General features: G+C 40.5%; 15 protein-coding genes, 1 tRNA gene and 1 pseudogene. 9 read left to right on the top strand and 8 right to left on the bottom strand.

The genetic code is table 11. The annotated features are described in order from the left end of the window. The first annotated feature begins 46 nt into the window (after positions 1 to 46). The gene (locus tag CRI9333_RS18370; RefSeq protein ID WP_015204671.1) at positions 47 to 1,342 is read left to right on the top strand and encodes a P-loop NTPase fold protein; all 1,296 of its coding nucleotides are present in this window, start codon (positions 47 to 49) and stop codon (positions 1,340 to 1,342) included. Beyond that, the gene (locus tag CRI9333_RS18365; protein ID WP_015204670.1) at positions 1,339 to 5,592 is read left to right on the top strand and encodes an nSTAND1 domain-containing NTPase; all 4,254 of its coding nucleotides are present in this window, start codon (positions 1,339 to 1,341) and stop codon (positions 5,590 to 5,592) included. Before CRI9333_RS18370 ends, CRI9333_RS18365 begins: the two co-directional genes overlap by 4 nt. 321 nt (positions 5,593 to 5,913) lie before the next feature. Here the strand turns inward: CRI9333_RS18365 and fusA are convergent, their stop codons facing one another. Next, positions 5,914 to 7,998 carry an elongation factor G gene (fusA, locus tag CRI9333_RS18360; RefSeq protein WP_015204669.1) on the bottom strand — a complete coding sequence of 695 codons (2,085 nt, stop codon included), beginning with the start codon at positions 7,996 to 7,998 and terminating at the stop codon, positions 5,914 to 5,916. A 474-nt stretch (positions 7,999 to 8,472) separates the two neighbouring features. Between fusA and CRI9333_RS18350 the strand changes: the two genes are divergently transcribed. Then, positions 8,473 to 9,156 (top strand): class I SAM-dependent methyltransferase, encoded by a 684-nt coding sequence (locus tag CRI9333_RS18350; protein ID WP_015204668.1) that lies wholly within the window; start codon positions 8,473 to 8,475, stop codon positions 9,154 to 9,156. Between the two features lie 138 nt (positions 9,157 to 9,294). On the opposite strand, the gene CRI9333_RS18345 is transcribed toward CRI9333_RS18350, so the two are convergent. Continuing rightward, on the bottom strand, positions 9,295 to 10,509 hold the full coding sequence (locus tag CRI9333_RS18345; protein ID WP_015204667.1) for a DUF4336 domain-containing protein: 1,215 nt from the start codon (positions 10,507 to 10,509) through the stop codon (positions 9,295 to 9,297). A 541-nt stretch (positions 10,510 to 11,050) separates the two neighbouring features. Between CRI9333_RS18345 and CRI9333_RS18340 the strand changes: the two genes are divergently transcribed. From CRI9333_RS18340 to CRI9333_RS18330, 4 genes and pseudogenes are all read left to right on the top strand, one after another. Further along, positions 11,051 to 12,073 (top strand): SDR family oxidoreductase, encoded by a 1,023-nt coding sequence (locus tag CRI9333_RS18340; RefSeq protein WP_015204666.1) that lies wholly within the window; start codon positions 11,051 to 11,053, stop codon positions 12,071 to 12,073. 271 nt (positions 12,074 to 12,344) lie between these two features. Next, positions 12,345 to 12,737, top strand: a complete 393-nt coding sequence (locus CRI9333_RS18335) for a hypothetical protein (RefSeq protein WP_015204665.1) — start codon at positions 12,345 to 12,347, stop codon at positions 12,735 to 12,737. A 53-nt stretch (positions 12,738 to 12,790) separates the two neighbouring features. Further along, positions 12,791 to 12,871: pseudogene (locus tag CRI9333_RS28410) on the top strand (type I restriction-modification system subunit M N-terminal domain-containing protein); the annotation flags it as partial. A 70-nt stretch (positions 12,872 to 12,941) separates the two neighbouring features. Then, positions 12,942 to 14,360 carry an ATP-binding protein gene (locus tag CRI9333_RS18330; RefSeq protein ID WP_015204664.1) on the top strand — a complete coding sequence of 473 codons (1,419 nt, stop codon included), beginning with the start codon at positions 12,942 to 12,944 and terminating at the stop codon, positions 14,358 to 14,360. 234 nt (positions 14,361 to 14,594) lie between these two features. Here CRI9333_RS18330 and CRI9333_RS18325 read toward each other — a convergent pair whose 3' ends face one another. The 5 genes from CRI9333_RS18325 to CRI9333_RS18305 form a co-directional block, all read right to left on the bottom strand. Then, a complete protein-coding gene (locus tag CRI9333_RS18325) occupies positions 14,595 to 14,900 on the bottom strand; it encodes a hypothetical protein (RefSeq protein ID WP_041226110.1) in 306 nt (101 codons plus the stop codon). Positions 14,901 to 15,102: 202 nt separating this feature from the next. After that, positions 15,103 to 15,175 (bottom strand) — tRNA-Ala (locus CRI9333_RS18320). Positions 15,176 to 15,323: 148 nt separating this feature from the next. Continuing rightward, positions 15,324 to 17,759 (bottom strand): phosphoenolpyruvate synthase, encoded by a 2,436-nt coding sequence (ppsA, locus tag CRI9333_RS18315; RefSeq protein WP_015204662.1) that lies wholly within the window; start codon positions 17,757 to 17,759, stop codon positions 15,324 to 15,326. A 165-nt stretch (positions 17,760 to 17,924) separates the two neighbouring features. Then, a complete protein-coding gene (dnaG, locus tag CRI9333_RS18310; protein WP_015204661.1) occupies positions 17,925 to 19,841 on the bottom strand; it encodes a DNA primase in 1,917 nt (638 codons plus the stop codon). 361 nt (positions 19,842 to 20,202) lie between these two features. Beyond that, positions 20,203 to 20,631: a response regulator gene (locus CRI9333_RS18305; protein WP_015204660.1), complete on the bottom strand. Its 429-nt coding sequence runs from the start codon at positions 20,629 to 20,631 to the stop codon at positions 20,203 to 20,205. Between the two features lie 470 nt (positions 20,632 to 21,101). Here CRI9333_RS18305 and CRI9333_RS18300 point away from each other — a divergent pair, with 470 nt between their 5' ends. Together CRI9333_RS18300 and CRI9333_RS18295 are read left to right on the top strand one after the other, a co-directional pair. Beyond that, a complete protein-coding gene (locus CRI9333_RS18300) occupies positions 21,102 to 21,863 on the top strand; it encodes an HpcH/HpaI aldolase family protein (RefSeq protein ID WP_015204659.1) in 762 nt (253 codons plus the stop codon). A 280-nt stretch (positions 21,864 to 22,143) separates the two neighbouring features. Then, entirely contained in the window at positions 22,144 to 22,809 is a 666-nt protein-coding gene (locus CRI9333_RS18295) for a 2OG-Fe dioxygenase family protein (protein ID WP_015204658.1), read from the top strand. Between the two features lie 46 nt (positions 22,810 to 22,855). On the opposite strand, the gene alr is transcribed toward CRI9333_RS18295, so the two are convergent. Beyond that, positions 22,856 to 23,995: an alanine racemase gene (alr, locus tag CRI9333_RS18290; RefSeq protein ID WP_390370111.1), complete on the bottom strand. Its 1,140-nt coding sequence runs from the start codon at positions 23,993 to 23,995 to the stop codon at positions 22,856 to 22,858. Between the last annotated feature and the right edge of the window lie 363 nt (positions 23,996 to 24,358).

Below are 24,358 nucleotides of genomic sequence, written 5' to 3'. Positions count from 1 at the left end.
AGCGAGATTAGAGAGCAGGCTTAAGTCTACAGGTGAGGCGATCGCAATGTCACTGAATATAGCGAAATTTTATCAAGCGTGTAATCCTAGCCCCTTAGTTGTAAGCAAGGCTGAAGATCGCAAATATTATATTGATTTCTCATCGGTACGAGGGGTCAATATTGTGCGGGAGTTGGGACGCAGCATTAAACTTTCTGTGGATCAACCAACTTGCAATTTATTTACAGGGCATATTGGTTGTGGGAAATCTACAGAATTGCAGCTACTTAAGGCAGAGTTAGAGAAACAAGGATTTCATGCTGTTTATTTCGAGTCTAGCCAAGTTTTGGAAATGGCAGACGTTGATGTAACAGATATTCTGTTAGCGATCGCTCGTCAGCTGAGTGAAAGTTTACAAGCTATTGGCATTAAGTTGCAACCAGGCTTTTTTGCTAATTTATTTACCAGTATTGGGGAATTATTACAAACGCCGCTAGAGTTTGAAGGTGAGTTTAGTGTAGTAATTGCTAAAATTACCGCTAAAACAAAAGATAGCCCTAATCTTCGCAGTAAATTAAGGCAATACCTAGAACCACGCACTAACAGCATTATAAATGCGATTAATCAGGAAATATTAAAACCTGCTCAGAAAATACTTAAGCAGAAAGATAAGAAAGGTTTAGTTGTTATTGTTGATAATCTTGATCGCTTGGATAATTCCATTAAACCAAATGGGCAGATACAGCCAGAATATTTATTTATAGAACGGGGAGAACAGTTAAATCAACTGCATTGCCATGTAGTGTATACAGTGCCGCTAATATTGGTTTTTTCTAATGCTTTGGGCAGGTTGGCGAATAGATTTGGGAAAGATCCCAAGGTTTTGCCAATGGTTCCTGTGGAGTTGCGTCAAGGCGGTGGTGAATGTAAAGAAGGAATGGCACTTTTATCACAGATGGTTATGGCGAGGGCTTTTCCTGATGAAAATATAGTTAGACGCTACGATTTAATTACGGAAGTTTTTGATAGTCCTGAAACTTTAGAAAGACTTTGCCGAGTTAGTGGCGGTCATGTGCGAAATTTACTAATGTTATTGCGGCGCTGTTTGGAAAGAGAAGATCCGCCTTTCCCGCAGGCGTGTATAGAAGATGTCATTAAGCAGCGATGTAATGAATTATCTTTAGGAATTGACGAGAACGAATGGACATTATTACGGGAAGTAGCACAACAACAGATTATTAGAGGTGAGGAAAAATATCAAACTCTAGTACGGGATATGTTTGTATTTGAGTACCGAGATAATGAGGGGTCTTGGTTTGATATCAATCCAATTTTGAAAGAAGCTAAAGAGTTTCAGCCATGAATCGCACTGAAGAACCGGAAGATATTAATGTCTTTAATGAAAATTCTCTAAAGGCTCTGGTAAGGGCAATTAGGCTATCTCAGGGGCAATTTTCGCTAATTTTAGCACGTTGTAATTATGCTGCATTGCGCGATCGCATGGCGCAACGCCTAAAAGAATTATCTCCGGTTCCAATTGAGGAAATAAGTTTAGATCAACTTACCAAAACACTTTATACAGGTATTCAAGAAAAACTCGGTTCAGAACAGCCACAAGCATTAAGGGTATTTGGTTTAGATGCTGTAGTTAATATGGAATCATTGCTCACTTCTGCCAACCAAGTCCGAGAAGAGTTCCGCCTCAGCTTTCCATTTCCGTTGATTTTATGGGTGAATGATGAGGTGCTAAAAAAGCTGAGGCGGTTAGCACGAGATTTTGAAAGTTGGGCAACTATAACTGAATTTAAACTATCTCAAGATGAATTATTAAAATTTCTGCGTCAACAGACTGATGGGGTGTTTAAAAGCCCAAAACTTAATCTAGCAATTTGTCAGGAAATCAAAGCAGCTTTTCAAGAGTGTCAGAGTTGTGAACAACTATTAGAGCCAGATTTACAAGCCAGTGAAAAATTCATTTTAGGAATAGAAAATTATTTTAATAATCGCCTAGATGATGCTTTAAATAATTATCAGAAAAGTTTAGCTTATTGGCAGCAGTCCGATAATTTAGAACGGCAAGAAAAAATATTAATTGACATTGCTGTATGTTATGAAGATAAAGCTGAACAAAATCGTTTATCTAGTCGGCAGTATTGGCAAGAAAGTAAAAACTATCTTCAACAATGTATTAATTTATTTGAGCAAGCTAAACGTCTAGATGTAGTAAGCCAACATATTAATAAATTAGGGAGAATTTTACGACGTTTAGAAGCTTGGGCAGAGTTGCAGATACTTGCGGAAAAAGCGATCGCACTACACCAACAAGATAACAATTTCAGCGAATTAGCTGAAAATTACGGCTTTTTAGCAGAGGTAGCTTTAAATCAGTCAGACTGGGAAAAAGCAAAGGAATTGGCTCAACAATCACTGCAAACTCTAGAAAAAGTTACTGATATTACTTATGGGCGTGGTTTATATCAATTTTTGTTAGCGCGATCGCAGCAGCATTTAAATCAAACTAGCGAAGCAATTAATAATCTAGAAAAGGCTCTAGAAGAAAGCAACCCTGAATACGATCCACAGTTTTACATTAATATTTTAGAAAACTTGCGCTTTCTCTCTTATCAACAAAATAAATATTTAGAAGCATTTAAATTTAAGCAGCAACAACGAGCTATTGAATCGCAATATCGTTTTCGACCTTTTATCGGTGCAATTAGGCTTGAGCCTTTAAAAAGAGCCATTAATACTTCTCTAGAATCCCCAGATATTAATATTAAAGAACGAGAAAAGATAATTGCTGCCAGTTTGCAGCAAGATGTCAAGATCTTGATTAATAAACTAAGTCGAAATGACCAAAGATTAATCATAATTCACGGTATTTCTGGGGTGGGTAAAAGCTCGTTATTATTGGCGGGTTTAGTTCCAGCTTTAGAAAAGCAAATAATTGATAGTCGCAATGCTTTACCTGTATTAGTTAGAGTTTATACAAATTGGCTCAGAGAACTAAGTTTTTGGTTAAAAAAGCGGTTGAATCAAAGCAACCTCAATCCTGATACTGCATCTTTAGAAGCTATTATTAAGCAATTAAAACAGAATGTCGAACAAAATTTATTAACTGTTTTAATATTTGATCAGTTTGAAGAATTCTTCTTTGCTTGTACTGAGATAGTTGAGCGGCGCAAGCTATATGAATTTATCAGAGTTTGTTTAGATATTCCTTTTGTAAAAGTAATTTTATCTTTGCGGGAAGATTATTTGCATTATTTATTAGACTTTAATCGTTTAATAACTTTAGATGTTATTAATCAAAATATTTTAGATAAAAATATTTTGTATTATTTAGGCAATTTTTCAGTTGAACGCACTAAAGCAGTTATCCGCGAATTGACAGATGGTTCGCAGTTTAGGTTGCCAGAGGAATTAATCGAGCAATTAGTCAAAGATTTAGCTGGGGCTGCGGGAGAAGTGCGCCCGATTGAGTTGCAGGTAGTGGGAGCGCAACTGCAAACAGAGAATATTAATACTTTAGAAAAATATCAGCAGTTAGGCGAAAATCCTAAAGAAAAGTTAGTAGAAAAATCTTTAGAAGAAGTGATTACCGACTGCGGAGGACAACAAGAAGATATTGCCCGATTGGTTCTGTATTTTTTAACAAATGAAAACGGCACTCGTCCTCTAAAGACTCGCGATGAATTAGCCAAAGATTTAGAGGCAGCAGGGTTAAAAATTGATTCGCTTAGACCCCCTCAACCCCCCTTAGAAAGAGGGGAATATGAACAACCAATTTCATTAGATTTAGTATTAGAAATTTTAGTAGGGTCAGGCATAGTATTTTTAGTACCAGACTTTCCAGCTAATCGCTATCAATTGGTTCACGATTATCTTGTCCCATTTATTCGCCAACAACAAGAAGCAGGATTATTAGCACAACTTAGGCAGGAAGCAGAGTATCAAAAAAAACGGGCAGAAGATTTGCAACGCAGCCAAATTGATGCTTTGAGTCGCTATGCAGATGCGCTGTGGCAATCTCATCAAGAACTAGATGCACTTAGAGAAGCTATTCGTGCAGGGGTAACACTCAAACAGATAGATGGAATAAAAACTGATACTCGCGTGCGAGTTGTAACTGCGCTGCAACAAGTGGTTTATGGAATTAGAGAACGTAATCGCTTTGCAGGACATAGCAGTTCTGTCAAAAGTGTCACCTTTAGTCCCGACGGTCAAACTATTGCTTCGGCAAGTAACGACAACACGGTGAAGTTGTGGAATTTAGCTGGTCGGGAATTGCAAACTCTCACTGGGCATAGCAGTCCTGTCAAAAGTGTCACCTTTAGTCCCGACGGTCAAACTATTGCTTCGGCAAGTAACGACAACACGGTGAAGTTGTGGAATTTAGCTGGTTGGGAATTGCAAACTCTCACTGGGCATAGCAGTCCTGTCAATAGTGTCGCCTTTAGTCCCGACGGTCAAACTATTGCTTCGGCAAGTAACGACAAGACGGTGAAGTTGTGGAATTTAGCTAGTCGGGAATTGAAAACTCTCACTGGGCATAGCAGTTATGTCTATAGTGTCGCCTTTAGTCCCGACGGTCAAACTATTGCTTCGGCAAGTAACGACAAGACGGTGAAGTTGTGGAATTTAGCTGGTCGGGAATTGAAAACTCTCACTGGGCATAGCAGTTATGTCTATAGTGTCGCCTTTAGTCCCGACGGTCAAACTATTGCTTCGGCAAGTAACGACAACACGGTGAAGTTGTGGAATTTAGCTGGTCGGGAATTGAAAACTCTCACTGGGCATGGCAATGCTGTCAATAGTGTCGCCTTTAGTCCCGACGGTCAAACTATTGCTTCGGCAAATAACGACAACACGGTGAAGTTGTGGAATTTAGCTGGTCGGGAATTGCAAACTCTCACTGGGCATGGCACTGCTGTCAAAAGTGTCGCCTTTAGTCCCGATGGTCAAACTATTGCTTCGGCAAGTTGGGACAAGACGGTGAAGTTGTGGAATTTAGCTGGTCGGGAATTGCAAACTCTCACTGGGCATGGCAGTTATGTCTATAGTGTCACCTTTAGTCCCGACGGTCAAACTATTGCTTCGGCAAGTAACGACAAGACGGTGAAGTTGTGGAATTTAGCTGGTCAGGAATTGCAAACTCTCACTGGGCATAGCAGTTATGTCTATAGTGTCGCCTTTAGTCCCGACGGTCGAACTATTGCTTCGGCAAGTTGGGACAAGACGGTAAAGTTGTGGAATTTAGCTGGTCGGGAATTGCAAACTCTCACTGGGCATAGCGATTATGTCAATAGTGTCGCCTTTAGTCCCGACGGTCAAACTATTGCTTCGGCAAGTAACGACAAGACGGTGAAGTTGTGGAATTTAGCTGGTCGGGAATTGCAAACTCTCACTGGGCATAGCGATTATGTCAATAGTGTCGCCTTTAGTCCCGACGGTCAAACTATTGCTTCGGCAAGTTGGGACAACACAGTAGATTTAGATGATTTGCTGTTAAAGGGTTGCAATTGGGCGCACGACTATTTGCAGAACAACCCTAATGTGGAAGAAAGCGACAGACATTTGTGTGATGGTATCAGCAGCAAGGGTAAGCTATGAAGGCTGACGGGGTGACAACCCTACCAAAAGGAATACTTGATGAGGGATGCAGCCTTTAACCCTCAGTGAAAATCTCAGCTTTTGTTAGGTTTAAACAAAGTCTGAAACTGAAAGGATAGGCGCAAGAAGATATAAAAAACCCTGGCAACTAAGTAGAGCCAAGGGTTGTTAATTTTATTATGATTATCCGTAGTATGGGCATCTGCCTAAGACTAAATGCCAAGACCTTTGTGAACCAGACACTAAGCAAATCACCATTAACTAAGGATTGCTATATGTGATTGGCTCCAACAATTCTGATCACTGGAGCCAATGCCCTAACTAGCTTGCAGCCTGACGCTCTTTCACTTCCTTAATCACTTCTTCGGCGATGTTATTTGGGCAAGGAGCGTAGTGCGAGAAGGACATGGAGAACTGTCCACGCCCAGATGTCATGGTACGCAGGTCGCCAATGTAGCCAAACATTTCGCTCAAAGGCACATCCGCCTTAATGCGTGCGCCTGTCTGACCTGTCTCCTGAGATTTCATCATCCCGCGACGGCGGTTGAGGTCACCGATGACATCGCCCATGTAATCATCTGGTGTGAATACATCGACATTCATAATTGGTTCAAGCAACTGAGGCGCAGCTTTAGGAACAGACTGCCGATAGGCTGCTTTTGCCGCAATTTCAAACGCCATTGCTGACGAGTCAACAGGGTGGAAACCTCCATCAAGCAGGGTGAACTTAAAGTCCATGCAGGGGAACCCAGCCAATACGCCTCGGTCAATGCTGCTCTCAAAGCCTTTTTGCACCGATGCCCAATACTCTCTGGGTACGCTGCCACCAGTCACTTTCGACTCAAACAGGAAGCCACTACCTGGTTCACCTGGCTCAATCACATAGCCGATTTTGGCAAATTGACCAGAACCACCAGACTGCTTCTTGTGAACGTATTCGTCTTCTAGGCGCTTCGTAATCGACTCGCGGTAGGCTACCTGTGGTTTACCTACCTCCACGTCTACCCCGTGAGTGCGTCTGAGAATGTCCACTTTGATGTCCAGATGTAGCTCACCCATGCCCTTGAGAATGGTTTCGCCGCTTTCCTCATCTGTCATCATGTGGAAAGATGGGTCTTCCTGCACCATTTTAGTGAGCGCAGCGACCATCTTTTCTTCACCACCCTTCGCCTTTGGTTTGACCGCAATGGAAATTACGGGTTCTGGGAATACCATTGGCTCTAGCGTCGCGGGATATTTGGGATCGCAGATTGTGTGTCCGGTTCGGACATTCTTCATGCCGACGATCGCAATAATATCTCCAGCTTGAGCCGAGTCAATTTCTTCGCGAGAATTGGCGTGCATCTCTACCAAACGGCTGATGCGTTCCGTCTTGCCTGTCGCGGTATTTAGTACGGTATCGCCCTTGGACAACGTACCAGAGTACAGGCGCGTGAACGTTAAAGCACCGTAGCGATCGTCCATGATCTTAAACGCCAGCGCCCGCAAGGGTTTCTCTGGATCAACGATCGCCAACGTCCCTGTTTCATTCCCTTCAAGATCAACCTCATGCTGTGGATTGACTTCCATTGGGTTAGGCAGGTAGTCAACTACGGCATCCAGCACCAACTGTACGCCCTTATTTTTAAAGGAGGAACCACAGTATGTGGGGAAAAACGCCAAATCGCGAGTACCTTTGCGGATACAGCGCTTAATTGACTCAATATCTGGCTCATTCCCTTCCAAATACTGTTCCATCACCTCATCGTCTTGTTCAACCGCCAGTTCAATCAACTGTTCGCGGTATTTCTCGACATCATCGACCATATCGGCAGGAACATCTTTGATCTCATAATTCATGGGATCGCCGGAATCATCCCATATCCATGCCTTACGAGTCAGTAAATCGACAACGCCGCAAAATTTTTCTTCAATGCCAATCGGCAGCACCATTACTAGCGGCTTGGCAGCAAGTACTTGATCAACTTGCTTGACAACGTTGTAAAAATCTGCACCCGTGCGATCGAGTTTATTGATGTAGACGAGGCGAGCAACTTTGGAGTCGTTAGCGTAGCGCCAGTTGGTTTCAGATTGCGGTTCAACTCCACCGGAACCACAGAAAACACCAATTCCCCCATCTAGAACTTTAAGGGAACGGTATACTTCAATGGTGAAATCGACGTGACCTGGGGTATCAATCAGGTTCAGTTGGTGGTCATTCCAAAAACAGGTAGTCGCAGCAGACTGAATCGTAATACCACGCTCTTGCTCTTGTGGCATGAAGTCGGTTGTTGCATCGCCTTCATGGACTTCACCGATTTTGTGGATTTTTCCTGTCAGTTTGAGGATTCTTTCTGTTGTGGTGGTCTTACCAGCATCTACGTGAGCGAAGATGCCTATGTTTCGATAACGAGTCAGATCTTTCATAATTGTCTCTAGATTAAATTAAATGCCACATTCAATGCAACAAACCGTTGGCGACCACCTGCAAGGGTTACTTTAGAGGGAATCAATGTTACGCTTACGCTTTTCTTGCGCTAACCAAATTATTCCCAAACTACTGCTGATGTTACTAATGGCATACTTAAATTATCAGTGTTATGAGGCGATATTGCTTCAACTATCGTTACTGTTATTTAATCCAATCAAGCTACTAACAATACTTGGATCACACTTGCAGGTGCAGCCCAAAAATTCGCTCGCAAAACCCAGCAATAGCTACAATAACGCAAACATTGCTCCAGTGACCAGCAGGGAAATAGGGGGATAATACGAAACTAGGTTTCACTTGGCTTTCCAACCCTGATAATCAGGACTAAGATTTTAAAGCGATCGCTCATCCCATCTCAATAGCAGTACCTTGGATGTAGTTAAGTTGGTACTCCACAAAAATCTCTAACTATGTTTGAACAACAACCAGCAGCCATCCAAAACAAGGTAAAAGAACTTGCAGCAGAAGCAGTGCGTACTTCTGAACCATCTGGATGGTTTGAAGTTTTATATCAAGAAGCCAATGGCGATGCTTCCCAAGTTCCTTGGGCAAAGTTAACACCTCATCCCTACTTACAAGATTGGTTAGAAGGTTATTCACACCAAGCAGAAAGTATGAGAGCTTTAGTAGTTGGCTGTGGATTGGGTGATGATGCTGAAGCTTTGGCACTTAAAGGTTTTCAAGTGACTGCTTTTGATGTTTCACCAACTGCGATCGCATGGTGTCACCAAAGATTTCCTGATTCCACAGTCAACTACATCGTTGCCGATTTATTCAACTTACCAACCGAATGGCATCAAGCTTTCAACTTCGTCTGGGAATGTCGCAACATCCAAGCATTACCTTTAAATGTACGTTCCCAGGCAATTGCAGCAGTAGCATCCGTTGTAGCTGTAGGAGGGACGCTATTAGTGACTACTCGTCTTCGTGATACTGATGACGAACCCGATGGCCCTCCTTGGCCATTATCTCACACTGAACTTGCCCAATTTCAAGAATTGGGATTCCAAGAAATTCATCGGGATTTGTTTGATGATAACGAACCCCATACAGTTAAACACATACGAATCGAATATTTAAAAGTGGGTTCTTGAACTTAGAATTTGGTTAAAAAGAAAAACCGATTTATTCAGGATCATTTTTTCAAAAAAACAACTCAATTTATAGCTTAACCAAGAGTGCGATCGCATAGTAATTCAAACAGTGATTTAAACTCAAAACGCACTCTGTGATCAAACTTTCTCTTTTGGGGGTGTTGCAATACCCATTTTCAGCAAATTAGCCTCAAGTTCTTGAATAAATTTACAATCTACTTCTGGCAGAGGTGGGTTTTCACTTCTTTCGTTCTTCTTTTCTAAGAATGCGAATGCCTGCCGAAATTCACGCGGAGTTGCTGCAATTGGGGCATCAAAATGACAGGGAATAATCTGGTTGAAATCCCAACTCGCAACCTGTGAAGCCCAATTAATCACTTGCATTGGTGCTTGTGGAAGAATCAGAGTTTGCAAAATAGGTGCTACAAACAAACGTCCACCCCCTCGCAGAGCATCAAATGACTGTTTCCAGTTTTCTTTCCAACGAAACGGAAACCAACCAAAGTAAGCTTTAATGGAGCGATTAGGGGCTTTAAACGCATCGCGCAAAGCTTGACCGAATCCAGTCATTTCCAACGCGCTCGGACTGAAGTAAACTGCAAACAAGGAGATGCGTTGCCATCCTTTACGGCGGTTTGTGGCATTATCTTCAATTTCTTCAGAGGCATTATCCCTAGCATGAAATAGTAAGGGATAAGGGTCTAGTTGGGTAATGGCTGGTGGGTCTTCTGAAACAGATATCACAGAGTCAGTTACCAGTAGTGTGTGGGAATTTTTGTGAAACATTGCCACTTCTACAAACGAACCCCGCCCCAGGTTAATATCGAGTACTGCATAATCAAACTCCGAAGCAAAAGGTGCTTGGTTGCTATCAACAGGGAGTAAGTGTGTGCGATTTTTGGGAAAACCAAGCCAAGTAAGCGGCAGGTTGAATGGGAAACTCCACTGAGAAGGGGCAACATAAACCTGTGCCTGGGTAAAATATCTGGCGAAGGGGCCAACAAAAACTTTGTGTTCTAAACCAGAACTGGTAGGCAAAATGATGTATTTAACATCACCGTGAACAGCAGCTAACTCCTTAACAAGCCGGATACACTCTGGCGTAGGGGCAACGGGAGCATAAACTAAAAGACCACCTGAAAACAGCTTAACTACAGTCATACGAATCGGGACAATAGTGTAGAGAATGCCCTGAATTTGATCGAATGTCCAAATAGTGTTTTTAACTACTTCCCTACAAATTGTCCGCCGTTTGCCATAAGGGTAAAGTGGTACAAGAGGCCAAAACCGCCATGACCAATCTTTAGGGTGATTTTGCGGTTGTAAACTAGGTTGGTTTTGTTGTGTGTCCATAATTTTTAACCCCTAAAATAAATAAGTTTATTTTTAAAATTGAGCAGTTACTTGATATTTCTTACCAATCTGTTAGCCAGAATTAATCTGCTTGATTATCAGTGAGATGAAAGTTTTTTAAGCTCACGCCATTAAGTTTGCTACTATTTTCTGTAATTAAACAAATGAATAGTGAAAGAATAGAAATTGGACTATTACAGGTTACGTGAAGTTGAAAAACTTTTAATTTAAAAAATATAAATGTAAATTTAACTAGGTAAGCATGATTAGTTTTTTCTACAAATATTTTAGCAAACTACTGTGTTTTTATAAACATAGATAAAATTTAGATATGTAGCAGATGAGTATTTGATTAATAAATACTGAGAAGAATAACTAATTATGTAGACCGTTGCTGCTAAATAAAAACTCCATCTACAGACAGAAAAAGTGCTGAATAATGGCGCTCACTGGTTAGAGGAAAATATCCTACTTACTGCCTAGAATGAGGGCAATTAATTGAGCCAGTTTAAAAAGGCAATATTTAGAAGGATCTTCACAAATGCAATTAAAGCCAATTAACCAACAGGTAGTCGCCGTAGTTGGTGCTTCAAGTGGCATAGGGCGGGAAACAGCGCTCCGGTTTGCTGCACGAGGTGCAAAGGTAGTAGTTTCTGCTCGTAGCAAGTCTGGATTAGATTCCTTAGTGGATGAAATACAACGCGCTGGTGGAGAAGCTGTGGCTATTGTTGCAGATGTAGCAGATTTCCAGCAGGTAAAAGCGATCGCAGATTATACAATTGAGCAATACGGACGGCTTGATACTTGGGTTCATGCGGCGGCTACTGGCATTCTCGCGCAATTTGCCCAAATCACACCAGAAGAATTTAAGCGGGTGATTGACGTTAACTTGATGGGGCAAGTATATGGGGCAATGGTGGCGTTACCTCATCTCAAGCGCGAAGGGCGGGGAGCCTTAATTCATATTTCCTCAATGGAGGGAGTGCGATCGCTTCCTCTACAAAGCCCTTATAGTGCAGCAAAACACGGGGTTGAAGGCTTCATAGAATCTTTGCGTGTAGAGCTTGCACACGAGAAAATGCCTATTAGCGTTACAAGTATTAAACCAGCAGTAATCAACACACCATTCTACAATAAGGTTCGCACCAAGCTAGGCGTTAAGCCCACAGGGATACCGCCTTATTACGAAGCGGGTTTGGTTGCTGATGCGATTCTCTATGTGGCTGAACATCCCACTCGTGATTTTATTGTGGGTGATGTGGGTAGAATTTTGGATGTGTTACAGCGACTCTCACCGGAATTGGTGGATGCGCTGTTGGTAGCGGTAGGCGATCTTGGGCAGCGCACGAATGAACCGAAGTCAGAAGCAGATCCAGATAACGTTTTTGAGCCGATTGAGGGCTACAACAAAGTTGAGGGAGATTTTGGTCATTTGGTGGTACCAAGCATCACTGATTGGCTAGATAAAAATCCGATGTTGAAGTGGGGTGCTGTTACCAGTACGGCTTTAGGCGCGTTGGCGTTGTTCAATGCGTATATGTCAAATTCAGATGATGGTCTTTAAAGTGCAGTTGGAATAAAGGGGCAGATGCGATCGCTTTTCCTTTTGAAGTACGGAGGCGATTTCTACTACGCTGCTCCGCCTACGCACTTTTTTATTTATTATAGATTGATCGCAAATGAAAGGTGCGTTAGCTAGAACCCTTGTAGAGACGTTGCATACAAGGTCTCTACATTCTTTTTTGGAGAAGTTTCTTAGTTTAACTATAAATTCCCAGACTTACCTGCCCCTATAATCAATTTTTAGGAAGTTATCAATAACAGGAATTCTCTTAATGTCAGAAAATCCCCAGGTAAGTTGTCAAGTTCCTCCTGATTGGAAGGCAAAGATTCAACATTTAGCTGTTTTGAGGGGAAAAACCCCAGAAGAAATAATTTATGAAGCGTTAGGACAATATCTAGGTGAAGAGCAAAGTACTAATGAAACTCGTTTTAACACCTTAGAAGTAGAGGTATCTTCGCTTAATACAAATATAGCTTCGTTAACCTCTACAGTTAAAGATTTACAGCAAAGATTGGTTACTGCCGCCTCTATTATTAGCATTCCTGAAACTAACTCAATTCCAGCCCCAAAAATGATTCAAAATATTAACTCATTGTACCAGGAAGATCTTGAAGATGAACCTGATGAAATTCTTTATGAATTTCTCGATCCAAAAGATAGATAGTGAATCACTGGAACTAGCATTAATTAAAAATTAAGTTTCCACAGTAAAGCTAAATGTTCGAGCAAACTTTTAAAAATATTGATGATGTTCTCTGGAAAGAGGCAGGGTGTACTACAAAGTTAGATTATGGAGAAGCATGAGCTATCCCATCTATATGAAGCCAGAATCAATAATATTAAAAACCGCTCAAGAGGTAAATGCTGCATGATTACCCTTGAAACCCTTGAAAAATGGCTGAATGCACCCGCAGAAACAGAACGGCTAGAATTCAAAGAAGCCAAGCAACAGTATGATACAACCAAATTGTTGCGCTATTGCGTGGCTTTAGCCAACGAAGGTGGTGGATATCTGGTTTTAGGGGTAACCGACAAGCTCCCACGTCGGGTCGTAGGTTCCCAAGCTTTTCTATCCCCAACCGACCTCAACGATATCAAATCTCGCATCGTAGACAAACTCAGATTCCGAGTAGACGCTACAGAATTGCTGCATCCTGATGGACGAGTTCTGGTTTTTGAAGTACCAACCCGTCCCGTTGGGCAGCCATTAGCATTTGATGGAGCCTACCTAATGAGAGTGGGAGAAGATTTGGTGCCGATGACACCAGATGTACTAAAAAGTATTTTTGCTGAAGACCAACAAGATTGGTTTTCCCGACCTGCTCGATGTAACGCTAGCCCTGACGATGTAATTGCCCTACTGGATACCCAAACGTACTTTGAACTTTTAAAAATACCCTATCCAACTAACCGCGATGCTGTCCTAGAACGATTGCAGAGCCAAGATTTAATCAAACAGACAACACAGGGTTGGACAATCATTAACCTAGCCGCTATCCTGTTGGCGAAAAAACTGGATGCCTTTTCCCCTACATTAGCTCGTAAAGCAGCCCGTTTCGTGATCTACGAAGGTATCAATAAGCTAAAAACTCGTAATGACACGACAGGCATCCGAGGATATGCTGTTGGCTTTGAGGGATTAGTAGATTTTGTCCATTCAGCAGCACCGCAAAATCGCTTTGTCGAGGAAGTGGTGCGGGAAGAAGTAAAGATGTTCCCGAAACAGGCTCTAAGAGAACTTATTGCTAATGCGCTAGTACATCAAGATTTTCTAGCGACGGGAACTTCCGTGATGATCGAGATGTATAGCGATCGCATTGAGATATCTAATCCTGGCATTCCGCCTATCAAAGTAGAGCGATTTATTGATGAAAATCGCTCTCGTAACGAACAACTTGCCTACCTAATGCGACTTTTCCGTATATGTGAAGAAAAAGGCAGTGGCATTGACAAAGTTGTAAGCGCAGCCGAGGGATTTCAACTACCCGCACCAGATTTTCGAGTAGGTGAGATACGCACAACAGCAGTGCTATTTGCCCATCAAGATTTTGCTGACATGAGCAAAGCAGACCGAATTAGAGCCTGTTACCAGCATTGCTGCTTGTTGTACGTCAATAATCAAAGAATGTCTAACCAAACCCTAAGAGAGCGATTTCGTCTGAGTGACTCACAAGTAGCAACCGTTTCTCTGATTATAGGAGCTACCAAAGAAGCTGGCTTGATCAAGGCAGATGAATCCGAATCAACCTCTACCCGCTATGCTCGCTATCTCCCTTTTTGGGCATAAAAGTGTTTTAACGCAAACCGATATTAGTCCCTCTAAAATCCTCAAACCCTTGCAGAATAAACAAAAAAGTGTTTTAACGCAAATCCTCAAGCCCTTGTATAACCTACAAAAAAGTGTTTTAACGCAAATCGAGATGAGCGAAATATGAACGAAGCCGAAACCCGCGCCGAAGTAATTGACCCCGCACTCTAAGCCGCAGGCTGGGGAGTCATCGAAGGTAGTCGCATCCGAATTTTAGAATAGTTCTGGTAAAGTCGGGCGTGATGGAACTACGTCCGCATAATTTTGATACAAAGTTTGGACATTATGACCAGTTATTTGTGCTACGAAAACAGGGTTCATGCCAGCTTCTAGACAGGGTGAAATAAAAGTATGGCTAGTGTTATAAGGTTTGCGATATGCCACATTGACTTTTTCTAAAACTTTAGTCCATGCTCTATTTCTAAAATTACCATCATCTATTGGATTTCCTTCTGGAGTTTTAAATACCAGAGAATATTCATCAAGATTTTCTGGCGTAACTATCTTTGAAACTTTCAACAACTACTATTACCTTGGATGCTTTAGAAGTACTGGTGTTGGGTATAGAAGTTTTTATTGGGTATAAAAAAGTTGTACTCTATATGAATATACCCAATGTATACCCAAAAATTTAGCAATATACCCAAAAACACAAAATTACCAGATGGGTTACTTAGATAGCTTATAAGCTATAATCTTTACTATATCTATGTTTGAGTTATGGAGAATAGGAGACTCGAACCCCTGACCTCTGCGGTGCGATCGCAGCGCTCTACCAACTGAGCTAATTCCCCAAAGCATAAATTATTATATAGCAGTCAGCCGTCAGCGATCAGCGATCAGCCTTCAGCTTTTCTATTTTCTACTCTAACATCCCTAATATTAAAAAAACTGCCCCCTCCCTGTTAACGGGGAGGGGGAGGGGGTTGGGGGTGGGGTTTCTTAACCCACGCCTTCTACTTCCGCAACGGTTAAAAGCGTCTTCAGCACTGAATCAGGGTTCAAACTCATCGAATCAATACCCTCTTCTACCAAAAAACGGGCAAATTCAGGATAATCACTCGGTGCTTGACCGCAGATACCGATTTTGCGATTATTCCTTTTAGCAGATGCGATCGCCATTTTTACCATCCGCTTCACTGCTTCATTGCGTTCATCAAATAAATGAGCAACTAAACCCGAATCTCGATCTAATCCTAAAGTTAACTGAGTTAAATCATTAGAACCAATCGAGAAACCATCAAAAACTTCACTAAATTCATCAGCTAAAATTACATTACTAGGTAACTCGCACATTACATAAATTTGCAACCCATTCTTACCTTGCTCTAAACCATGCTTCGCCATTTCCGCTAACACCTTACGCCCTTCTTCTGGTGTGCGACAAAAAGGAATCATCGGGATAACATTTGTTAATCCCATTTCATCGCGTACCCGTTTAAGTGCATGACATTCTAAAGCAAAAGCATCCCGATATCGCACATCGTAATAACGCGCCGCACCCCGCCAACTTAACATCGGGTTTTCTTCGTGTGGTTCAAACTGTTTACCACCTAAAAGATTAGCGTATTCATTACTTTTGAAATCACTCATCCGCACCACTACCGGATTAGGATAGAAAGCTGCGGCGATTCTAGCTACTCCTTGAGATAATTTATCTACAAAATAGCGCGGTTTTTCTTCATACAAAAAAGTTAAAGCAGCAATTTTTCTTTTAACTTCTTCATCCTTTAAGTTATCAAAGTTAATTAAAGCCAGTGGATGAACTTTGATATGATTGGCAATGATAAATTCTAACCGCGCTAATCCTACCCCATCATTAGGAATCGCTGAAAGGCTAAATGCTTCTTCAGGATTACCCACATTCATCATAATTTTAGTGCGAGTGCGGGGGAGGTTTTCTAAAGGAATCTCCTTAACTTCAAAAGGTAATAATCCTGTATAAACTTTTCCTTCTTCACCCTCTGCACAAGAAACTGTTACTTCTTGCCCTGTAGTTAAAATATCAGTAGCATCACCACAACCAACAATTGCGGGTATACCTAATTCTCGTGCTATGATCGCTGCGTGGCACGTGCGCCCACCTTTGTTAGTAACAATGGCACTCGCTTTTTTCATAATTGGTTCCCAATCTGGGTCGGTTTTATCTGTTACTAAAACTTCCCCTGCTTGGAATAATTCTAATTTTTGAACATCGAAAATTACTCTAGCTTTTCCTTGACCAATAGCTTCCCCAACACTACGACCTATTACTAAAACTTCGCTATGTTGTTGTAAATGATAACTGCGGAGAACATTTTTAGTCTTCTGAGATTGTACTGTTTCTGGACGCGCTTGGACAATGAATAATTCCCCTGTTAATCCATCTTTCGCCCATTCAATATCCATTGGGGTATAAACACCCCGTATTTCGCTATAGTGGTCTTCAATAATACACGCCCAACGTGCTAAGTGTAAAACTTCGTACTCATTTAGGGCAAATTGTTGCTGTTCTATTTTAGGTACTTTTTCTTGTTTAGTAACTTTACAGCCGCCTAAATCGCATACTAATTTTAATTCTTTAGTTCCTAGACGTTTTTCGATAATTGGACGAAACCCTGCTTTTAAGGTAGGTTTAAAAACTAAATATTCATCTGGATTAACTGCACCTTGGACAACGTTTTCACCTAATCCATAAGCAGCAGTAATTAAAACAGCATTTTTAAAACCTGTCTCCGTATCAATAGTAAACATTACCCCAGCACAAGCTAAGTCGGAACGTACCATTTTTTGGATACCGACTGACAAAGCAACGTCAAAGTGATCGAAGTCTTTAAGATGACGATAGGAGATAGCGCGGTCAGTAAATAGGGAAGCAAAACATTTATGACACGCTTCTAAAACGTCTTTGATTCCTTGAATGTGTAGATATGTTTCTTGTTGACCTGCAAAACTTGCGTCGGGTAAGTCTTCAGCAGTAGCAGAAGAACGCACTGCAACTTCTGTATCTATACCATAGCGATCGCACATTGTTTGATAATTTTTGGCGATCGCATCTTGCAAATCTTGCGGAAACGGCGTATTCAAAATTAAAGAACGTGCTTGTTTACCGCGCTGACGTAAATTATTAACATCTTCGACATCTAAATCAGCAAATAGCTGACGCAGTTTTACTTCTAAACCAGCTTTCTCAATAAAATAGCGATAAGCAGAAGATGTTGTCGCAAATCCTAAAGGAACTTTAACTTCTTTGCGGGTCAATTGTTGAATCATTTCCCCCAAGGAAGCATTCTTACCGCCTACTAGGTGGACATCAGCCATCCCAACTTCATCAAACCATAGAACGAGCGATCGCTCTTTGGAGGACTGAAAAGACTTTTCTTGAGCCGTTGTCACCATAAGGGTTTCCTCCTATCCTGTCCTTAGTGTAACTACGGCTATCCTCTATATGTATAAATCTCATCAATTCGTAATTTTTTTTATAATTTCTTTGGGATCGCTCCTGAGCAAAAACTAGCGGTAGGTTTTGGGCTATAGGAATATTAAATACTTAGACGCAAAAAATTATGAGCTTTCAAGACTAGAATAACGTTCCAGATCTAATTCATGGATACGTCGATCAGCTTGATGAAATTGCTGATAATAAAACACCCAATCCTTAGCAGATTTTTCTAAATTGCGCCACTTTTGTAAACAGTAACGTCGCTGTAGTTCACACTTTACTCTTTCTAAAGATGCAACTGCTGTCCTAATTACCAAATGTGGTTTAAGAATTTCTAGCTGACTTTTCTCGTCCAGATGAAATAAATGTATAAAATTAGCAATATTTTTAGGTAGTTTAACACTAAAATCTTGCAATAATGAAATAATTTCCTCGGAGGTATAAATAATTCCTGGTGATTTTAGTGCTAATTCTTGAAAATATTGCCACACTAAATGATATTGAAGGCTAAATAATAAATCTCGATCTTCTAAAGCAAAAAGAATGTCTTCTCGATATTGCGGGCAATGTATATAAATTTTTAATAGTAAGATTTCTGCTTGTTTTAAAAGATCGCGATCAGTTTTAGCAGGGACAGGTATAAATTGCTGTTGATTGTTAGTTTTTGGTTGTAATGGTAAATTTAATTTCTTAAGTTGCTTTCGTAAGCTTTCAATTAGTAATGTTACAGAACGGCTATCATCTTTGCCAAGTAATTTTGCACAAAGTTCTAAATACTGAGTTTGACTAGCGGCATTCTCAATATTGCTCAGTAACTTAACCATTTGTTGAGCAACTTGCTGAAATTGGTCAGATTGACTGATATCTCGATTAACTAATGTTTGTTGAATCTGCCAATCTAACCACAAAGGCGCATGATCTAATAATTCTTGATATTGTGCCGCGCCATCAGTTTTACTTTTAACAAATTCGTCGGCATCTTTACCTTTTGGTAAGTTTAGAATGCGTAACTGTACTTCCCCTTGATAAGCTAAATTAGCAATTTCGCCAATAGCTCTTTCGGCGGCGTTAGTTCCAGCAGCATCAGCATCAAAATTGAGTATAATTCTTTTAGAATCGGTGTAACGCAGCAGTTGTTTTACTTGATTTAAACTAAGTGCAGTACCAAGAGATGCAACTACATTATTAATACCAGCTTCGTGAAGTGCGATCGCATCAAAATAACCCTCAACCACCACCGCTTGATCTTGCTTACCAATTGCATCTTTTGCCTTATCTAACGCAAATAAAGTTCTCCCCTTATCAAATAACTCAGTTTCCGGTGAGTTAAGATACTTTGGTTGTTCATCAGTTAAAGTACGTCCACCAAAACCGATAACTCTCCCTTGGGTGTCGTGGATGGGAATTATCAGGCGATCGCGAAATCGGTCATAATAACCGCCCCCTGATTTACGTGGTACAATTAAACCAGCCTGCTCTACAAGCTGCACTGGAAAGCTTTTTTGTTCAACCAAATATTTATAAAGAATTTCCCAACCAGACGGCGCATAACCTAACTGAAAACTTTGAATCGTTTCCTCAGCTAAACCTCGTTCAGATTTCAAATACTCCAGCGCCAAATTTCCTTGCGGTTGTCTTAAAGCGTGTTGATAAAAACTCGTAGTTACAGCTAAAATTTCATACAACTGCTCTCGCTGCGATATCTGGCGTTGTAATTCCTGCCTTTGTGCTGGTTCTAGAGTTTGTACAGGTACTTGATAGCGCCGTGCTAAATCTAGCACCACCTCACCAAACGCCCGTTTCCCTACCTCCATCAAAAACTTAATCGCATTACCGCCAGCTTGACAACCAAAGCAGTAAAACATCTGCTTCCCAGGACTAACGGTAAAACTCGGTGTTTTTTCCTCATGGAAAGGACACAAACCTTGATAATCTTTCCCACGCTTACGCAAAACAACGTATTCCGAGACAACATCAACGATGTCTGCACGTTCCTTAACTTGCTCAATAGTATCTGGGTGTAAGCGGGGAATTTGCATCAACAGGTAGCCAATGTCAAGTTTGAACGTTTAAACGTTCTCAATTTCTTATTTATAGCAGTCAGCAGTCAGCTTAGGCTACGCACAGCTATAAGCTTTTTTCAAACCTTTTAGGAGCAAGGGTTCCAGAATATAAAATGTCCAGCTATACCTGCAACTTCACCCACATACAGCAGATTTTAATTTAGTGAAGTACAGAATTCCCCCACGCGCGTTACCTTTGCTCCCTGCGAATTCGGGGAGGGGTGTAAGCTGTTGTGTTTCTAAATTTGATGTTTTAGGGAGGGAGGATGGAGGAGAGAGGGGAAGAGGGTTTGATAACTTTTCTCAAGAGTTATAAAATGTACAATTTAAATGCGCGTTAGCTTACTACATTTAAAGGCAAAGTGCTGTAACTATTGCCTGCTAAACCAGCAACCATTTCCATTAAATTATCTATTTCAACTGGCTTGCATAAGTGGTGCTTAAAACCTGCTGCTGATATGTTTTCTTCCACTTGTTCCCCTGGCATCCCAGTCAAAGCTATTGTAGGAATTAATTTTCCGGTTTCTCTCTCTCGATTTTTTACTTCCTGCATAATAGATAATCCATTACCGTCAGGTAAGTTGATGTCGCTAATTACAATAGTTGCTTCATAATCTTTGAACATGGATTTAGCTTCAGTTAAGCAGGCAGCAGAACATACTTTTGCCCCTGCTGCTTCAAAAATAAAAGTAAATAAAAAGCGAATATCTGAATCGTCTTCTATTAAGAAAACAACAGCCCCTTCTAGAGAATGATTGTTTTTCATCTTATTTCCTATATCTTAACTAAAGACTGTAAGTGTTGATTACATTTAAAATTATAATAGTATTTGCTCATTCACCACTTACTTTTTGCTGATCTAGCCTTAGTAGCGATCCTTACATTAAATTATTACTAACTTATTAAGTCCTGTGTTTCAACTAAAAAACTATAATTTTTAATGTAACTTAATTAAACTTATATTTAACAATTTTTATGCAGCAGTATAAAATCAAGTTACATTTATTTTAAATGACAAAATGTAATATACACTACAATAATAATTATCAAAAACTTACTAACATTAATTTGACATTAAGCTTGTATCCTTATATAGGATTTGATTCCAGGTAAACTGTTGTGCGATCGCTTAACTTCAACCTACAAGTTAACTAAATTTCCCTCCACTTATAATTACTTATTAAGATAGATGCTTATTCCTAATTTTTATAATAGCAAATCTTACCCCTCACTCTGATGCGCGAAAACCAACTAAAACGCAAACTGCAACAAGGCGAAGTCGTAATTGGTCCATTTATGAACTGCGCGTATCCTGCATTTATTGAAATTTGCGGACACGCAGGATTTGACTTTGCCATCATAGATATGGAACACGGTCCTTTACACACCTTAGTCGCAGAGGATTTATGTCGCGCTGCTGACTGTGTAGGACTATCGCCAGTTATCCGTGTCCGCAAAAATGATGCACCACAAATACAACGTGCATTAGATATTGGTAGTGCAGGCGTACAAGTACCACAAATAGAAACCAAAGCAGATGCAGAAGCAGTTGTAACTGGTGCTAAATATAGTCCTTTAGGTTCACGAGGACTTTCATTTAACACCCGCGCTGGTATGTACACCGCAGCAGGAACACAAATCACAGACAAACTTAATCAAGAATCACTGGTAGTTATTCATGTTGAAGGTAAACGTGGGGTAGAAAACTTACAAGAAATTGTCAGTGTTCCCCATATTGATGTGATTTTTCTTGGACCTTATGATTTATCTCAATCTTTAGGTATACCTGGTCAAGTACGTGACCCTCGTGTAGTTGAGTTAATGGAAAAATCTGTCACTACTATTCGCAATGCTGGTAAAGCTGTAGGTACATTTGCTGATAATCCCGAAGTCGCCAAGCAGTGGATTAATGCTGGAGTTCAATACATTGGTTTAGGCGTAGACGTGGCTATTTTCTTAAAAGCTTGCCAAGCTTTGGTAGAAGCAGTTAAAAACTAAATTTAAGTATAAATATCTAGCACTTACGCAAGTCGAAAAGCTAGATCAAAACTAGCCCCCCAATGTAATTGAGGAAACATTCAAAGTCCCCCTCTTTAAGGGGGATTTAGGGTGATCTCTATATGTAGTCCGGGGTAATGTTTTGCCTAAGTCATAAATAAAAAATGTATCGTTTTTGTAACATACTTGACAACGCGAAAAATTTTCTGATTTATACTTGAAATATAGAGATCCTTAAATAAAAAACCACAGGGGATCAAGGAATAAGAGGTAAAATCCCATGAAAACATCATTGGGAACGACTGGCTTAGACTATGCCTTTCTGTTTACCTTGAGAAAGGTAAAGTCCTTAAATGTAGAAGACTTAAAACCATTTTTTGAAAATTTGCCTGTTGATCCTTATATTCAGGGAAAATATCGCTCCAGAAGATTATCTCGCTTCTATGTTTCTGGTAATGAATTAGTCAAATTACCACATGGTTATTTTGCTCAAAGTAAAGAATACAACCCACTTTTAGGTAATGTAAACAGAGAGTATGCAGAGTTAGATGATGAACTAATTAAGCTAGATACTTTTAAAAGAATGGTTTTAGCTTTTAGTGATTCCTGTAAACTTCACCCAGAAGCAGAAATAGGAGTTCATCAAATCAGGATTACTTGTTATCCTCATAACTATGGCAATCCAGCACCCGAAGGAATTCATCGAGATGGGACTGATTTTGTAGGTATTTTTGCAGTAGATAGACACAATATCGAAGGTGGCGAAACACATCTCTATAAAGCTAAAAAGCAAAAGCCTGTTTTTAGCCAAATTCTTAATCCAGGGGAATTGCTATTAGTAAATGACAATGAATTTTTCCACTTTACAACTCCCATTAAGCCTGCATCGGAAGGTATAGGTACAAGAGATGTATTTGTACTAACTTGTCCAAGTTTGCTTACCTAAAACTAATGTAGAGACGTTGTATGCAACGTCTCTACATTCTGCTGTGCTAACCAACAGCTACGCGGGGTAGCCGATGTTTAAAACCACAAAGAATTTCCCAGGAAATTGTTCCTAAAGCTGAAGCCCAATCATCAGCTTGAATCTTGATGTTTCCTTCTTTTCCTAATAAAGTGACTATTTCACCAACTTGCAAATCAGGTATAGAACTAACATCTAGCATCAACTGATCCATTGTAATTGTACCAATTTGCGACACAATTTTACCTCTAATTAAAACTTTCATCTTATTAGAAAGGCTACGAGGAACCCCATCCGCGTAGCCAATACCAACAACGGCAATTTGTGTCTCTTTACTTGCTACAAATTTATAGCCATAGCTAACACCTGTTCCTGGGGAAATAGTTTTAACTTGCGTTACTCGTGCTTTCACACTCAGAACTGGTTTAAGATTAATTACTTGTTGCAGATGATCCGCAGGATAAAGACCATATAGTGCTAAACCTACACGCACCATGTCGTAATGTAAAGTTTGATCGCTTAAAGTACCAGCCGAATTAGCTAAATGTAAACGTGGTATAATTCCGGTAGCTTTCAAGGAAGCGATCGCACTTTGAAAACGCTCATGTTGCTGTTTCATAAAAGTAGGATCAACATCATCTGCGGTTGCCAAATGCGAATAGATACTGGCAATTTCTAAATTAGATAACTTCTGTACTAACTCGATAAATTCAGTTGCATCCTGCCAAAAAGTACCCAGTCGAGACATCCCAGTATCGAGCTTGACATGAACAGGTAGCTTTTGATCTAAATTCCCTAAAGTCTCTGAAAATGTTTTTGCTTGCTGCGGACTACAGATAGTTGGTTGCAACTTCCAATGTGCGATCGCCTGAATTTCTTCTGGACTATTTACCGCACCTAACACTAAAATTGGTACATCAATCCCAGCTTGTCGCAACTCAATTCCCTCTGGAACTGTCGCCACACCTAACCAACTAGCACCAGCCTCCAAAACTTTCTCAGACACAATTCTGGCACCATGACCATAAGCATCAGCCTTAACAACCGCCATCAGTGCTGTTTGTGGTGATAACAAAGACTTAATTTGTTCTACATTATGCACCAAAGCCTTTAGATCAATTTCCACCCAAGCGCGTTGGCATGGATCACCATCAAACTCCCACTGCATACTGGTAATATGCGGATAGCTACAGTTCGATTCTGTCATACTGCTTGCAGACGTATCTAGCATATTCGTTTACTCCTCTACTCATACAAGCGCAAAACTGCTATTTTGCTATCCGGGTCAGCCAAGGATAGGCTCGAAATATCAACTAAAAAGTTTATCCACAGTTTGAGTTTGATACAAGTTCCTCTGGCTGATTTTTTCAGCAGGAATTATGCTATACCTAAGCTATAATTTATTTTCTTCTACCTGGGGATCGACTTTAAGAATGTTATTTTGAGTATGTTTCTGTGGAAACGGCTTAATCTTACATTGCTAGTTACCAGCAGAATAGTAGAGCCATACTCCTGCGGAGTCGCTACGCGA

Source organism: Crinalium epipsammum PCC 9333, from assembly GCF_000317495.1.
GTDB classification, from domain to species: Bacteria; Cyanobacteriota; Cyanobacteriia; order Cyanobacteriales; family PCC-9333; genus Crinalium; species Crinalium epipsammum.
Note: the sequence above shows the minus strand (reverse complement) of the source record. Positions and strands in the feature narration are given on the sequence as shown.